General features: G+C 40.0%; 14 protein-coding genes. 12 read left to right on the top strand and 2 right to left on the bottom strand.

Annotation, left to right across the window (positions count from 1 at the left end):
* From ACRCA4_RS14055 to ACRCA4_RS14030, 6 genes are all read left to right on the top strand, one after another.
* Nucleotides 1-362 (top strand): GNAT family N-acetyltransferase (locus ACRCA4_RS14055; protein WP_433189924.1); only part of this gene is annotated, 362 nt, incomplete at its 5' end.
* Nucleotides 363-706: 344 nt separating this feature from the next.
* Nucleotides 707-1300 carry a class I SAM-dependent methyltransferase gene (locus tag ACRCA4_RS14050; protein WP_433189921.1) on the top strand — a complete coding sequence of 198 codons (594 nt, stop codon included), beginning with the start codon at nt 707-709 and terminating at the stop codon, nt 1298-1300.
* A gap of 2 nt (nt 1301-1302) precedes the next feature.
* On the top strand, nt 1303-2811 hold the full coding sequence (locus ACRCA4_RS14045) for a S24 family peptidase (RefSeq protein ID WP_433189918.1): 1509 nt from the start codon (nt 1303-1305) through the stop codon (nt 2809-2811).
* Between the two features lie 150 nt (nt 2812-2961).
* Nucleotides 2962-4188 carry a TagA domain-containing protein gene (locus ACRCA4_RS14040; RefSeq protein WP_433189930.1) on the top strand — a complete coding sequence of 409 codons (1227 nt, stop codon included), beginning with the start codon at nt 2962-2964 and terminating at the stop codon, nt 4186-4188.
* A gap of 314 nt (nt 4189-4502) precedes the next feature.
* Complete coding sequence (locus ACRCA4_RS14035) at nt 4503-5534, top strand: hypothetical protein (RefSeq protein WP_433189915.1); 1032 nt, start codon at nt 4503-4505, stop codon at nt 5532-5534.
* A 263-nt stretch (nt 5535-5797) separates the two neighbouring features.
* Entirely contained in the window at nt 5798-6394 is a 597-nt protein-coding gene (locus ACRCA4_RS14030; protein ID WP_433189912.1) for an EAL and HDOD domain-containing protein, read from the top strand.
* A 55-nt stretch (nt 6395-6449) separates the two neighbouring features.
* Here ACRCA4_RS14030 and ggt read toward each other — a convergent pair whose 3' ends face one another.
* Nucleotides 6450-8129: a gamma-glutamyltransferase gene (gene ggt, locus ACRCA4_RS14025; RefSeq protein ID WP_433189909.1), complete on the bottom strand. Its 1680-nt coding sequence runs from the start codon at nt 8127-8129 to the stop codon at nt 6450-6452.
* A gap of 150 nt (nt 8130-8279) precedes the next feature.
* On the opposite strand from ggt, the gene ACRCA4_RS14020 reads away from it, so the two are divergent.
* The 4 genes from ACRCA4_RS14020 to ACRCA4_RS14005 are packed head-to-tail and all read left to right on the top strand — an operon-like array spanning nt 8280 to nt 11568.
* Nucleotides 8280-8852, top strand: coding sequence for a diguanylate cyclase (locus ACRCA4_RS14020; RefSeq protein WP_313908158.1), 573 nt, complete (start codon nt 8280-8282; stop codon nt 8850-8852).
* Complete coding sequence (locus tag ACRCA4_RS14015) at nt 8849-9955, top strand: beta-ketoacyl-ACP synthase III (protein ID WP_433189906.1); 1107 nt, start codon at nt 8849-8851, stop codon at nt 9953-9955. The genes ACRCA4_RS14020 and ACRCA4_RS14015 overlap by 4 nt, the downstream gene beginning before the upstream one ends.
* A 31-nt stretch (nt 9956-9986) precedes the next feature.
* Nucleotides 9987-10685: an iron-containing redox enzyme family protein gene (locus ACRCA4_RS14010; RefSeq protein WP_433189903.1), complete on the top strand. Its 699-nt coding sequence runs from the start codon at nt 9987-9989 to the stop codon at nt 10683-10685.
* Nucleotides 10675-11568 carry a DUF6999 family protein gene (locus ACRCA4_RS14005; protein ID WP_433189900.1) on the top strand — a complete coding sequence of 298 codons (894 nt, stop codon included), beginning with the start codon at nt 10675-10677 and terminating at the stop codon, nt 11566-11568. The genes ACRCA4_RS14010 and ACRCA4_RS14005 overlap by 11 nt, the downstream gene beginning before the upstream one ends.
* 70 nt (nt 11569-11638) lie before the next feature.
* On the opposite strand, the gene ACRCA4_RS14000 is transcribed toward ACRCA4_RS14005, so the two are convergent.
* Nucleotides 11639-11932 (bottom strand): hypothetical protein, encoded by a 294-nt coding sequence (locus ACRCA4_RS14000; protein WP_433189897.1) that lies wholly within the window; start codon nt 11930-11932, stop codon nt 11639-11641.
* A 204-nt stretch (nt 11933-12136) separates the two neighbouring features.
* Here ACRCA4_RS14000 and ACRCA4_RS13995 point away from each other — a divergent pair, with 204 nt between their 5' ends.
* Nucleotides 12137-12325, top strand: coding sequence for a GlyGly-CTERM sorting domain-containing protein (locus ACRCA4_RS13995; RefSeq protein WP_433189894.1), 189 nt, complete (start codon nt 12137-12139; stop codon nt 12323-12325).
* Nucleotides 12326-12545: 220 nt separating this feature from the next.
* The gene (locus ACRCA4_RS13990; RefSeq protein WP_433189891.1) at nt 12546-14777 is read left to right on the top strand and encodes a S46 family peptidase; all 2232 of its coding nucleotides are present in this window, start codon (nt 12546-12548) and stop codon (nt 14775-14777) included.
* Nucleotides 14778-14857: the final 80 nt, after the last annotated feature.

Here is a 14857-nt window from a genome sequence, read left to right as displayed (position 1 = left end):
CTACGACCCCTTTAATATTTAATGTAGGTAACTTTATGTCGGATATTAAGATAACAAAAGAATTAACTGCGGCGCATAGTGGCCGCTATGTTGCACGAATAGAGGGTATTGAGGGCGAGGGTGAAATAATATTCACTATACGCAATACGCATCTTATTAGTGCTGATCATACAATAGTGCCAGAAAGCCTGGCGGGAAAAGGCATAGCTAAGGCTTTACTTAACTTTATGCTAGACGATGCTAAAAAAGAAAACTTCAAAATAATTCCTATATGCCCCTTTGTTCGCGCGCAATATGAGCGCCATCCAGAGTGGAGTAACCTTTTCAGTACTAAGCCAGGAGAAGTGCCAGAATTGTCTTAATGCAGCAAGCAAAGCTTATGTTATCAATAACCGCAGCTTTGCTTGCTTAATGGCTACAGTTAGCAAATACAGAGTGTGGTTTATTAGTAGGCTAACCTCGCTTTAAACTCTGCATTAAGATATCGTATTTAAAAAAATATTTGCTAGAACATGCACAACAGTCGCTTTGCTAGCATATTTTTTAGGCTGAATGTTCGTGTATTTTGTTGATTATACATGCATAGGTTAATTTGGGGCTCTGAATTAAATAAGCTTACATTTCAATTTTGTATCGGCTAAATTGTGTCGGCTGATCCTGAAATTATTAGGCTGCGTGTTTTTAAAACCAAGGAGTGGTGCTTTTTATGTTTAATCCCACACTTAATTATTACAACCAAAATGCCAAGAGCTTTAGTGATGCAACACTAGATGTTGATATGTCGGCTTTGTATGCTGAGTTTCTGCCTTTAGTGCCTAAGCAAAGCCATATTTTAGATGCGGGTTGTGGTAGTGCCCGTGATGCTGCGTATTTTAAACAGCAAGGCTATAAAGTGAGTGCTTTTGATGCCAGTGAAAAGTTAGCCGCTTTAGCGAGTAATTACTTACAGCAAGAGGTTGAGGTTAAAACATTTCAGCAACTAGATGTTAGTAATGAATATGATGCTATTTGGTGCTGTGCTAGTTTATTGCATGTTCCGAAAAGTGAATTAGCCTTAGTGTTTTTAAACTTACAACGTGCGCTTAAGGCTAACGGTATTTTATATGTATCATTTAAATATGGCAGCCAAGAGCGTTCGCATAATGGCAGGGTTTTTACAGACTTAAATGAAGAACTATTAACGGATATATTAAATTGTCATACCCAGATGCAAGTAATGAAACACTGGCAAAGTTTTGATCTTCGCCCTGGACGGGAGCATGAAAAATGGCTAAATGCGTTGATTAGAAAAGAGTTTTAGTCATGAATGGGGCAATGCAACAGCAGCTTGATTTTATTGCTTATATCCAACGCTTGTTAACTGAAGGCGACTTCACTGCTACTTACAAATTTGCATTATTACATGCTATAGCTGATGTGTGCATTGAGCAGCCGTTATTAGCAAACTTGAATGAACTTAAGATTGATTTAGCTACTTTAGCGGATAAGTTAATTATTTTATATTGGCATCATGCTATGCCATTTTCATCTCAGCATTCAGATGAAAGCGCTTTGTTAAAGCAAAATGCTGGCGCCCAATCAAAAGTAATTACTGTACTTTTTGAGTGCCAGAAAAATAATATAGGTAATTTTCGCCAACTTAAACAAAGTAATCTATATAAATCGACGTTTAATGCAGCTATGACAACGCTAAAAAATGGCCCGCTTTGGCGTTTACAAATACTTGCTAAACAAGAGGAGTGCTTTTTATATCCACATACTCGCAGTACTGAATTCATTACTTTAAATCCTGGTATAGCGAGCTGTTTTAGACGCTTTTATGACTTAGTTGTGTACTTAGCTCGAAATGCTTGGCTGCAGAAAATTCAGAGCATTAAACATAATCAAGCCTTGATTGGCCCACAAAGCCAATTACAAGAGTTTTTATTTGGTGTGGATCGCAACGCTCTAACGAAAGCCAAGCCAGTGTTAGTTGAGTTACAAGCTAACATTTGCTTCTATTGCCAAAAAGTAATGAAAGGTGATGTTGAAGTTGATCACTTTATTCCATTTTCTCGCTATGCTAATGATCTTGGTCATAACTTTGTCGCTGCCCATCGAACTTGTAACAACAATAAGCGTGACTTTTTAGCGGCTCAAGTACATCGAGAGCGTTGGCAAGAGCAAAATTTAGTTGTGAATGGCCAAGCAATTACACGTGATCTAAGCGATTATTTTTATTGTGATGAAGCTAAATCTTTGGCAGTAAGCAACTGGGCGTATCAAGTGGCCGCCGAGAGTGATGCTAAGTTGTGGCTAGGGATAAACAATTTTGAACCGGCTAAACCAATGGCTAAGGTAATCTCTTTTAAACACCCACAGCCGCAACCCTATCTAGATCAGCATGACACTCATTTACAACTTCCTTACTTCCCAAATATAAAAATAGCCTGTGGTCACTTTAAAACCGGTGATGATAGTGAAGTAGAGTATATCGATGCTCCTCTTGGGCTAGGTAAGCTTGATCCTAAAACGCACTTTTTAGCTAGGGCATCGGGTAACTCAATGAACGGTGGTAAAAATCCAATTCACGATGGCGATTTATTATTACTAGAGTGGATATCCGCAGATAAGGCTGGTTCGTTGCAAGGTTTAACGGTGGTGGTAGAGCAAGATGATATTGGCGGTGAAAGCCAATATTTATTGCGTAGTATTAAGAAAGTCGCTGATGGCCAGTATCTATTAATTGCCAGTAACCCTGATTATGAAGTGATAACGGCAAACGATAGTATGCGAACACTTGCACGGTTAAAGCATGTTATTGTTAATTAGTCATTTGATACCAAATAACGACAAATTTAACCAGCTTTGAAATATCACAATTTTTATTACTCGAAAATAAAGAAAAGTTAGAGCTCATGTCTAATCACCCCCACTATTTTATGATTTAATTCACGGCTTTACGTTTGATGATGATATTTTATTCCGGCCTTTGAGTCAGGCTATAAAAAATGGAATACCAAAACGGGTCAATATGAAAGCTATAGTGATAACAACAACCGGCCTGCGCCTGTCGCAGCGGGTGTAGCTGTTGCCACTATTTTGGGCGGATATGATCCTGTTAGTTATAATGCAGTTATTTACCCTGTGTTTCATGGTAACTATGGCAACCTATTTAACTTGCCAACACCCGATCTTAGCAGTGATGTCGATCAGTGCTGGCTTGAAGTGACAAATGCTGAGAATGAACAAAAGCTGATTAGTATTGCTGCAACACGGCATAACCCTTCTTCAATCAACCAGTTACACGTTAATCTTGCCGCTGAGTTTAGGCCAACGCTTGCCATTCTCCGTTGTCAGCATAATGGGTTAATTACCGAATTAACTCGTACAATATTTGACAGCCAGATCCCTGCGCTACCTGAACTGGCCATAGTGGGACAAGAGCATGGTTTTAATCAGTTAAAGCAGCGTGAGTTTGCCGACATTGAAAGTGAACTTAGCAAACTGTCTGATGCTACGTTAGTACTGCCAACCAGTTTAGCCATTAAAGTTGACAGTTATGAGTTGGCCGAAATACTCGCCGCACTGTCGGCTGAACAAAGGGCCAAGTTAGTCAAAATACTTGCCTACCGTGCCGCAGCTAAAACTACGTCTTTATTGTTGCGTCATGCAGAAGCTGAGAGCTTACCTAAACAGGAAGCAGCTGCGCGTTTAAAACTACACTTACAAAAAACGGGTTTGTTAGAAACCGATAAGCTTATCGTAACGGGCAGTGAAATTCACGGTAATGGTTTGTTTTTCGATGGTCAAAACGGCGAAAATGCGCGAGTGGAATTAACCGATAGAGCCAGTGTTGATCCCGCTGCTAGAGCGACTTGGTTTAGAGATGTTTACGGCAGGCTTCATTTAACAATGCAGCCTTGGTTATGTGCAGCACAAGTTGGTAATAGCCTAATATTATTGAATTGCAGCACAGATAATGTAAGCCAACGCTGGGAGTTTCATAACGATAATGAGCTTATATTGAAGAATGTTTTATCAAGCAAATGCTTAGATTATGATCGAGCAAATGCGAGGTTAATTCCATATAGTTGTCACGGAGGCTGGAACCAGCAATGGAACGGTGTCGTTAATATAACTCCATTATGGTTGGCATTGCTTGACGGACAAGACATTAAGCAAGTTATGCAGTTGTTGGCAGAATAGCGCAGAAACATAGAGTAACTAGCATTTTTTATCATCCGCGGCAGGATAAAAGCTTATTTTGCCGTTATATCGCAATTCAATTTTTATCGGTCATTTAGTAATGAAAGCACCACTACACTAGAAACAGGTATTAGCTTGGTATCAATAGTTACGAGCATAGATAAATTAGTTGCCGCTGATACCGATAATGTTCTAAAACATAAAGCTATCTTAAGCTGGTTTTTGTTTTTTTGTTTTTAATTAAATCAAAGGTTTTCATATGGAATACAATGCTTTACTCTAAGGGAGAATTAAATAATAAAGGTTAAAGCTGTATGTCAAATTTATTCGGATATTTTAGTGTACCCGTTCAGTTAGGTTTCGATATTGCCACATCTCTTACTATCATCGGTTCTTTAATGTTTTTTCTTTACACTATGCGTAACAATATTAAGAACGAAAAGGCAGAACGTTTTGATAAACAAGCTAGGGCCGTAGCAGCTGAGCAGCTTAAAAGTTCTAATAGCGCGTTAAGTGACATCTATATCAATGAAGTTATATTACATTCAGAAAAGTTAAAAAGAACAATTCGATTATCTAAAGAGTCTAATTTTGAAAGGGAAATGCGAGCATTAAGTAGTCCTGAAAAATTAGATGCGGCTTTAGTTGCGTTGAATAATGCGCAAAATGCAGTAGGTGACTTTTACGAGAAACTGCATGTTGAAAAGTTTAATATTATTCCTGTTATAGACTCTATTGAAGATAACTCGCTGCTAGTAGAGCAGTTTATTGAGCAGCTTGATCGCATTGCTGATAGTTATAATAAACAGTCTGGCTTTACAGTTGCTCTTATTAATGAATTAAAAACATTAAAAGAAGCAATGAATCAAATATGTAAGAGTAATGGCATTGAGAATAAAGAGTCTTTTATTAGTTTGTTAAGTGAAAAAGAAGAAGTCTTTAATTTGTTGCGAAAATATACTATGTCAATAGTGTTAGATGTTGACTATTATGATTGGACAAAAAGCTTTGTGGATGAAGAAGATAGAGCCTTATTTAAATCAGCTTTAACCGCACTGGATAATGATGAAAAATTGACTGAGGAAATGAGTAATATCATTAGTGAAACTTTCCAGCAATTACTGTTTGGTACCTATGATTCATCGACAAAGTACTACGCCCAAATATTTTTTATAGCAACGAACAATCAAAAAGAAGCAAATAAATCTTGTAAATCTGTTTTGGCAACGTTAAGTGCTATTTTGAAATATTTACTGCAAAAAGGTGGTAAAGATAAGAACCTAAATGCCATTCTAGAGCAATATAAGGGTGAGAATTATTTTGATATTGAAACTAAAATTCGTTAAATAAATTTGCTGTATAAAATCAATTCTTTATCGCTTCGATACAGTTTGGTATTAGTTTAAAGTCATTATGCACCCCAACAAATAGGTATGGGGTGTAATAAATTAAAGTTGTTACTAATATTATTTAGAATATACTTACTTTATAAAAAAAGGAGTAAGTTCTATTTACGGGTATATTGCACGCCAGCCTATATTCTCTGCTGATAAAGTAGTGTTTGGTTATGAGTTATTATTTCGTGACGGCGAATTAAATAGCTTTCCAAATGTGGATGCTGATTGCAGAGGCTTCTCAGGTAGAACTAAACTTTGATACTTTAGCTGATATTTGCCAACGTGATCTTGGCTTATCTTACAAGTTACTTCGTTTTGTTAATAACAGCATGTTTGCTGCTCGCCAACCTATTACGTCGCTAAAATTGGCGATGGTGTCGATGGGTGAGCCAGAATTAAAGAAATTTATTGCCTTGTTAGCCTTAGCTAATTTATCTGATGGTGTGCAGGATGAGCGCCTGACCTTAGCGTTAGTGCGGGCTCGTTTTTGTGATTTACTGGCAGAGCAAAAGCGCTTGTCTAGTAACCCTCCTAGCGCATTTTTAACCGGGCTATTTTCTAATGTCCATGAGATTATTGAACAGCCTCAACAGTTAATGCTAGAGCAACTGCCATTACAAGTCGAAATTAAGCAGGCTTTATTAACGCACAGTGGCTTACTCGGTAAGATGTTGCAGTTAACTTTATCCTTTGAACGCGGGGACTGGGAACAAACATTAAGTTTAGAGCAGAAAATTAGCGGTATTAGTGAGCTAGCCGATGTTTATCAAGATGCTGTACGTTGGGCTGATAATATTCTGACGAAGTAATTTAAATAAAGGACAGTGAGATCTGCCCTTTATTTTTGCTGCTAATGTGATTTACCTAGTAGCTAAACACTATTGCTTTGCCTCTTGAGCGCGGATCAGCTACGGCTTCTACTTTATCTTTAGAGACTTTAATCGCTTGAATATCACCTAGGTTCCAACTTTGGGTTACTAGCTTATAGCCTTTATTTTCTAATGCTTGCTGCACATCTTTTGGTAGCTGAGCATAGGGCTCCATAGTGATTTGATCTTTCGGTAATAGTTGGTGATGAAAGCGCGGTGCCGCTACGGCGTCGGCTAAGGGCATTTTATAATCATAGAGATTATTAATTACCTGAAAAATAGAAGTGAAAATGGTCGAGCCGCCGGGGGTGCCAATAACTAACTCTATTTGTTTGTCTTTAAGTAGTAAACTCGGTGCCATTGACGACAACATACGCTTACCTGGGGCTATGGCATTAGCGTCACTGCCTACCACGCCAAAGGCATTAGGCACACCTGCTTTGGCAGAGAAGTCATCCATTTCGTTATTCAGTAAAAAGCCAGCGCCTTCAACAACAACGCCGCTGCCAAAGTCTAGGTTTAAGGTGTAGGTATTAGATACCGCATTGCCGTCTTTATCTAAAATAGAAAAGTGCGTGGTGTGATAGCCTTCTAAGCCGGGTTTAACATCAGCCGTTACTGAGATGTGTTTTGGGTTTATTTCGTTGGCACGTTTGTCTAAATAGCTGGGGGCAACTAACTGCGCTTGGGGAACTTCAGTAAAGCTAGGATCACCTAAGTAATCGGCTCTGTCGGCAAATACCCTTTTTTCAATTTCTGCGATTAAATGAACATATTGGCTGCTATTTAACGCTACGCCATCAAAATGACTCGCTAAACGCTGCTTTAGGCCTAGTAACTGGCTTAAAGCAATACCGCCCGAGCTAGGCGGTGGCGCTGTAACTACTTGATAGCCTTGCCAGTCGGTAATAACAGGCTGGCGCCATACGCTTTGGTAAGAGGCTAAATCGGCTAAGCTGATAAGGCCGCCGCTGCGTTGCATTTGTGCCACTAATAACCTAGCGGTTTCACCTTGGTAAAAGTCTTTCGGGCCTTCTTGTGCTATGCGTTGCAAGGTAGCGGCAAGCTCGGGTTGTTTAAAGTTTGTGTTGGCAATCATATCGCTAAAGTACTGCGCAAAGTTGGTTTTACCTTCTAATTGCTGCAGTAAGTCTTCCCGATATTGAAACTGGTTTTCAGCAACGGTAAAGCCCATTTTAGCGTAGACAATGGCAGGCTGTATTAAGTCGGCCCAAGGTAAGTTGCCAAATTTCTGGTGCGCCTCCCATAAGCCCATTACTGTGCCGGGTACGCCACTGGCTTTAGCGCCAATTAAGCTTAAGTTGGCAATAACTTCTTTGTTCTCATCTAGATACATATCTTTATCTGCGGCAGCAGGGGCGGTTTCGCGGTAATCTAAAAAGTAGGCCTTGCCGTCAAACCAAATTGTCATAAAACCACCACCACCAATATTACCCGCTTCGGGATAAGTGACCGCTAGGGTAAAAGCGGTGGCTACAGCTGCATCTACCGCGTTGCCGCCTTTGCGCAGAATTTGTTCGGCAACAAGGGCACCGTATTGATCGGGGGAGGCGACTGCGCCGGTGTTGCTTGGTTTAACTGATTCTGCAGGCTCGGTAGAGCAGCCAAAGCTAACAATTAGGTATAAGCAAATAAAGAATAAACGAAAGGCCATGATGTCAGTGTTCTCCAATAGCAATTTGCTGTAGTTTTAACTCTTAGTATCTGGAATTACAAGGCCTAGCAAGCGGTTCTATATAACTCAGTTACAAAATATTCACCTTAATGTATAGTAAGCGGCTGTATTTGCACCAAAAGGAGTAAGGTGTTGCAAACAAATCAGTTACTTATTCAGTTGATGCTTTATGTTTATCTACCGCTATGGGGGATAGCCGGTTTTGTTGACTGGTGCTGCCATCGCGCTACTCGTATTGAACATACCTCTGGCTTAAAAGAATCATTAGTGCATTCATTAATGGGCATACAAATGGCTGTGCCTATTTTGTTGTGCCTGTTGTTTAAAGTGAATGTGCTTATTTTATTAATTTGCATCGCGGCTTGGCTGGCGCATGAGGCGGTTGCCCATTATGACGTGCATTATGCTGCGCCTAAACGGCATATTAGTGTTTGGGAAATGCATGCCCACAATTATTTAGCTACCTTGCCGTTATATATGCTGCTGTTAATTATTGTTATTAATTATCAGGTGTTTATAAAGCTGATTACCTTTAATTGGCAGGGCGAGTTTAGTTTAAACCGCATGCCTTATGCGCATGGCGGTGACGGTTATTTGCCTTATTATCTTGGTTTTATGGCCGTGGTATGTGTGTTGCCTTATATGGAAGAAAACTTACGCTGCTTAGTAGTGGCATTAAAGAATAAGACGAGTACAGCATGAGTGTGTTTATTACCAGTAGTGGCCGGCATTTGCCTGGGCCGCCAATTAACAACGAGCAAATAGAGCCTTTATTAGGCTTAGTGAATGGTAAGGCTAGCCGGTTAAAACGACGTATTTTGCAGTCTAACGGTATTCATACTCGGCATTATGCAATAGATGCTAATCATAATACGCTAATAACTAATAGTGCTATGGCTGCACAGGCGGCTGAACAGTGTTTACACGATAGCTTTTTAAGCAAAAAGCAAGTAAAGATGCTAAGTGCGGCCACTAGCCAAGGTGATATTGTGTTGCCGGGCTTTGGCTCTATGGTGCAAGCCGAATTAGGCTTAAGTGATATAGAGTTACATAGCAGCCATGGTATTTGCTCTAGCAGCATGATGGCACTAAAAACAGCTTACATTAATATAAAAGCCGGTGAGCAAAACAATGCCTTAGTGGTTGCCAGTGAGCTAACTTCGCGTTTATTTAAAGCCAGCCGTTATGAAGCAGCTGGCGCGACAATAGACTTTAATGCTGAATTTTTACGCTGGATGTTATCAGATGGTGCCGGCGCTTTATTGTTAGAGCAACAGCCGCGTGGCCAGTGTTTTCGTATCGATTGGATCCGCAGTTTTTCACATGCCGATGCTTATCCGGTATGTATGAGCGTCGGCTTCCCTAGCGAGCAAAATGGCGATAGAAGCTGGCAAGATTACCCCACTTACGCTGAGGCAGAAGCTGCTGGCGCCTTACTTATTCGCCAAGACGTTAGGTTATTAGAAAACATTGTTAAGTTAGGTGTTGATGGTTATTTGCGTCTTATCGCTGAAAGCCGAGTGCAGCCCGAGAAAGTAGACCATGTATTATGCCATTATTCGTCGCATTACTTTCGCGGTAAAATTTTCGACATGATGCAGCGTGCTGGAGTCGGTATTGCTGAAGAAAAGTGGTACAGCAATTTATACAGTCGGGGCAATACTGGTTGTGCCTCAATTTTTATTATGCTTGATGAGTTTAAGCGCACCCAATCTTATAAAACCGGTGACACTATTTTATGTATGGTGCCAGAAAGTGGCCGTTTTAATAATGCGTATATGCAGTTAACTGTGGTTGAAGCTTAGTTACACTCTTTGATGCCAAGGAAACAATTTAATGTCTGAAAATACATCTGAACATATTTTAACGCCGCAAGGCCAGCAGTGCTTGCAAGCCTTAATGAGAACCTGGTTTGAGTTTGAGCGTCAGTTAGGCCGAGTGCCATTAATTCAACGTTTAGAGCGTGGCCAATTTAGCCAAGCCGATTACCGCCAGTTACTGCTTAACTGGCGCCAGCAAGTTATTGAAGGGTCGCGCTGGATCAGCCGTTGTGCCTCTAGTTTCGACCGTGATTATAGTGATGTACGCTCTGTTATTATTGGCCATGCCCGTGAAGAGCACCGTGATTATGAAATGCTAGAGCAAGACTTCGTTGCCGCAGGGGGCGAGTTAACCGCTATTCAGCAAGCTAGCAGGAATGTGGGCACTGAAGCTTTGCATGGTTTTTTAATGTATCGCGCCAGCCAAACAAACCCAGCAGACTTAATAGGCGCTATGTGGATTATTGAAGGTTTAGGCCAAAAAATGGCCTCAAGCTGGGCCGAGCAAATTGATAAAAGTACTAAGAGCGATGGCAGCTTTACTCGGTTTATGCGCTATCACGGCGCTAATGATGATGACCATATGCAAAAGCTGTATCAGTTAATTGACCGTTTATGCCAAAGCCCAGATCAGCTTAGTACCATAGTGCGCACGGCGCGCGTTACCGCTCGGTTGTATTGCCTGCAATTAGAAGAGGTAGACAATGAGTACTGATTTTAACAATGGCAATACTCATTCTAGCAAGCAAAGCGCTAACTCTAGTAAGGCTAGTGCTTATTTAAAGGCGATTGCTCAAGACAATTCGTTGCCAATAGAGCAGTCGGCGTTAGATTTATGGTTAAAAGACTTACAAAATCCCCTACGCTGGGGCATTCGGCCATTGTTGCAGTTTATCTTTGCTGTATTACTGCACATTATTTGGTTTTTTAAGCGACTGCCGTTACCGCAATTTAGTGCTCATGTTAGTTTACAAAAGCTTATTTGCTGGTTTTGCACCCATTTTGTTAGTCGTGAAGCTAACCTGCTGATATTGCGTCATTATGCGACGGAATCAAATATTCTTAACTTTTTAGCGGCTAATAGCCCTGATGCTAACTTTAAACCCGTGCAGCTATATCCTAAAAGTATCGCTCAAATGCAACAGGCAAGTTTTGTCGACCATGATCAAGAGCTATTTCGATTGTTCGCAGAGCTAGGGCCTTGGCATCATCCGGCTAAACCATTAGCTAAAGCTAAGCTTAATTGGCAGCATTGGCAGCCTATAGATATGGCAGAGTTTCAGTTTACTGAAAAGCGCAGTCAGTGGCTTGATTTTGAAAGTGCCCACGCGTTATTTATGTGTTTATTCTGCTTGCTGTTAACTCGAGAAGAATATCGTGATGCCATTAATGGTTTTAATTTAGATCAGTCTATTGCTAGGCGTATTGGCGATTTGGTGGGGGCTCCTAATTTAACCGAAATGGCTTATAACAAATACCCTCATTATTTAGTTGGACCATGGAACTTAGGTCAGCGCTTTTTAATGCACGGCTTTTTTACCGAGCATTTATACACTTATTTAGAACAACTGCGACAAAGTAGTAAGGATAGCGATTGAAAAGCTAAGTAGTGCATATTATTTTGTTTACATATTTATTAATATGCGCTGCCCTCATATTAAGTGGAGATTAGTCTTGATCTATATTGTCAATTGTTACAACAAGATCGTAGGTTTTTACGTTGAAATCATAAAAGGTGTAGGTGTCGCCTTCTTCATCAACTAGCTTAATGTCAAAAATAGGGCTGTTATAGCCGTTTAAATTAATTTCGTAAGTTTCACCGTGTTCCATTATTTCATTCTGTAAAACATCTTCTTGCCATGATTTTACTTTGTCTGGGCTAACGTACATAAAGGCAATGATATAGCCTGTTTTGTTAGTTATCTTTACCGTAAAGTCTGCGGCAAATGCTGCTGTTGACATGACTATTAGCAATATAAAGCCTAATAATATTTTTTAATCATTGTTTCTCTCCTTGCTTCATTTTTATAACCAGCTTTGTTCCATATATTAAACTAGGAGTTGCGTCGCTTATTAAGCCTGCTGTCAGTGACCTTGTAAATAGATTTTTAATATAAATAAATTATAAACATAGGCAGCCGCTCGCTATATTATGCATATGTTGTAGTGTCAACGCGTATGCCTGTTGAGGCGGATATTAAAGAACATAGAATGGTAATTAGCGCAACGGACTCTTCTGGTATGACTGGAACATCAACAGTAACTGTAACGGTTAACAAAACATCAAGCGGTACTTTTGGCTGGTTTAGTTTATTAGCTTTACCCTTGTTGTTATTACGTCGTAAGCGTGATTAATAGCTAAGTTAATCGCAAAGTAAAACCATCTAAAAAGCAGAGCCTAGTGCTCTGCTTTTTTATTGCCTTATAAGACATAGCAAGTTATTCAACTTAAATTTATTACACTAAGCCGATAGCCGTTTGCACCTGAGGCTTGAACATGGATAATCCAGATAAACATTTATATCTATTGCGATAAATTTAGATTGTTAAGTAAAAATAACCAGTTGAGAAAAGTATGAAAGCTATTTACCTATTAAGTGCTGTTGCGTTAAGCCTCAGCTTTAGTATTAAGGCCGATGAAGGCCAGTGGCAGCCGCATCAAATGCCTGAATTACAACAACAGCTTACGGAGAAAGGTATTTCTATTTCGGGTAAGCAATTAGCCGATTTAAGCCAATATCCAATGAATGCGATTGTCGGTTTAGGCTATTGTTCTGCGTCCTTTGTTTCGCCTCAAGGTTTAGTGGTAACTAACCATCATTGTGCTTATAACGCTATTCAGAATAACTCTAGCAAAGACAATAATCTAATTAGTAGCGGTTTTTTGGCTAAAACACAGGCTGATGAGTTACCGGCAGGGCCGCAGGAACGTTTATATATTACTGAGTCGGTTACAGATGTGACGGCAGAGGTTATTGGTGATTTAGCAGATGACATTTCAGGCGAAGCCCGCTATCAGGCTATTGAAGCGAATAGAAAAGCCTTAATTAAAAGTTGTGAGGCAGATCCTAACTATCGTTGCTCTGTAGTGAGTTTTCATCATGGTTTAGAGTTTTTTCAAATTAAACAGCTAATGTTGCAAGATGTACGTTTAGTTTATGCACCATCGCAAGCCATAGGTAACTTTGGTGGCAGTATTGATAATTTTGAATACCCACGTCACACCGGCGACTATACTTTTTTACGTGCTTATGTAAATAAAGAAGGTAAGCCAGCACCTTATTCTGTTGATAATGTGCCTTATCAAAGTAAAAATTATTTAAAAGTAAATGCCAGTGGTGTGCGCCAAGGCGATGGCATTTTGTTAGCAGGCTATCCTGGTAGCACTAGCCGCTATAGGTTAGCAAATGAAATTGAGTTCGCAGCTAAGTGGCAATATCCTGCTTTAGTAAAAACCTATCAGCAAATTATTAGTACTATTGAGCGTTTAAGTGAGCAAGATCCTGACTTAGAGGTTAAATATGCCGCAACGGTTAAAAGCTATGATAACCGGATGAAAAAGCTGCAGGGTTTATTAGATGGCTTTAAGGTAACTGATATTCATAGCATTAAAGCCAATAATGAACAGGCCTTATTAGATTGGATTAACGCAGACAGTAGCCGTAATCAGTATAAAGAAAGCATTAATTCGCTACAAAGTGTTATTGCGGCTCAGCATGCCTTTACTCAGCAAACCTATTATTTTGAAACGGCTAAACGCAGTGATTTATTAAAAGCGGCTATCTTGTTGTATCGCTTAGCTCAAGAAAGTCAAAAGCCAGATGCAGAGCGCGATATGGGTTACCAGCAACGTGATTTAGCTATGATTAAATCTCGTTTAGCGAGAATGGAAAGAAGCTTTGCTGCAAAAATGGATTTGGCTATTTGGTCTGAACAACTTGCTGAATATTTAGCCCAGCCTGATGCCGTCCGAGTGCCAGAGCTAGATGCTGCCTTAAATCTTAAAGCGGGCATGAGCCAAGCTGAAATTAGCGCTAAATTAGTTAAGCTGTACCCAAGCAGTGAACTAACCAGTACGGTTGGTCGTGAGCAATGGATAGGTAAGGCACCTGCAGACTTTGTTGCGAGTGATGATCCTTTTATTCGTATTGCGGTGGCTATTGCTGATAAAAATAAGGCACTAGAAAAACAAGAAAAAGAGCTAAGAGGCCAGTTGTTAGCGGTACGCCCTGCTTATATGCAAGCGATTATTGCTTATAATAAAACCTTAGGTAAGCCTGTATACCCAGACGCGAATAGAACCTTGCGTATTACTTATGGCTCTGTTGATGGTTATCCCGCTAAAGACGGTGTGTATAAAACGCCTTTCACCTCGGTAAAGGGCCTTATTGCTAAACACACTGGAGTTGAACCTTTTAATGCGCCTCAGTCATTGATGGATGCTTACCAAGCTGGGCAAACTAAGGGCTATTTTTATCAAGACTTAGCGGCTGATACTAAGCCGTCTTGGCCTTGTCGCTTATTTGATTGCCCTAAACCTAAAGTACGCGCATTTAATTCGGTACCGGTTAACTTTTTAACCAGTGCTGATACAACGGGTGGTAATTCTGGCTCGGCGGTAATGAATGGTAAAGGCGAGTTAGTCGGTTTAAACTTCGATTCTACCTATGAATCTATTACCAAAGACTGGTATTTTAACCCTGAGATCACTCGTGCTATTCATGTCGATATTCGTTATGTATTGTGGTTAATGCAATATGTTGACGGTGCAGATAACCTGCTTGCTGAAATGGATATAGTCAAATAGAATAGCAAAGCAGAGCATTTACTATATTAGGTTTATGCTCTGCCTTCCCTTCCACTATTTTTACCTAACAATTCGAGAAA

The organism is Rheinheimera sp. WS51, from assembly GCF_050936095.1.
Lineage (GTDB): Bacteria > Pseudomonadota > Gammaproteobacteria > Enterobacterales > Alteromonadaceae > Alishewanella.
The sequence above is the reverse complement of the archived record's forward strand: the minus strand, read 5'-3'. Positions and strand labels throughout refer to the sequence as shown.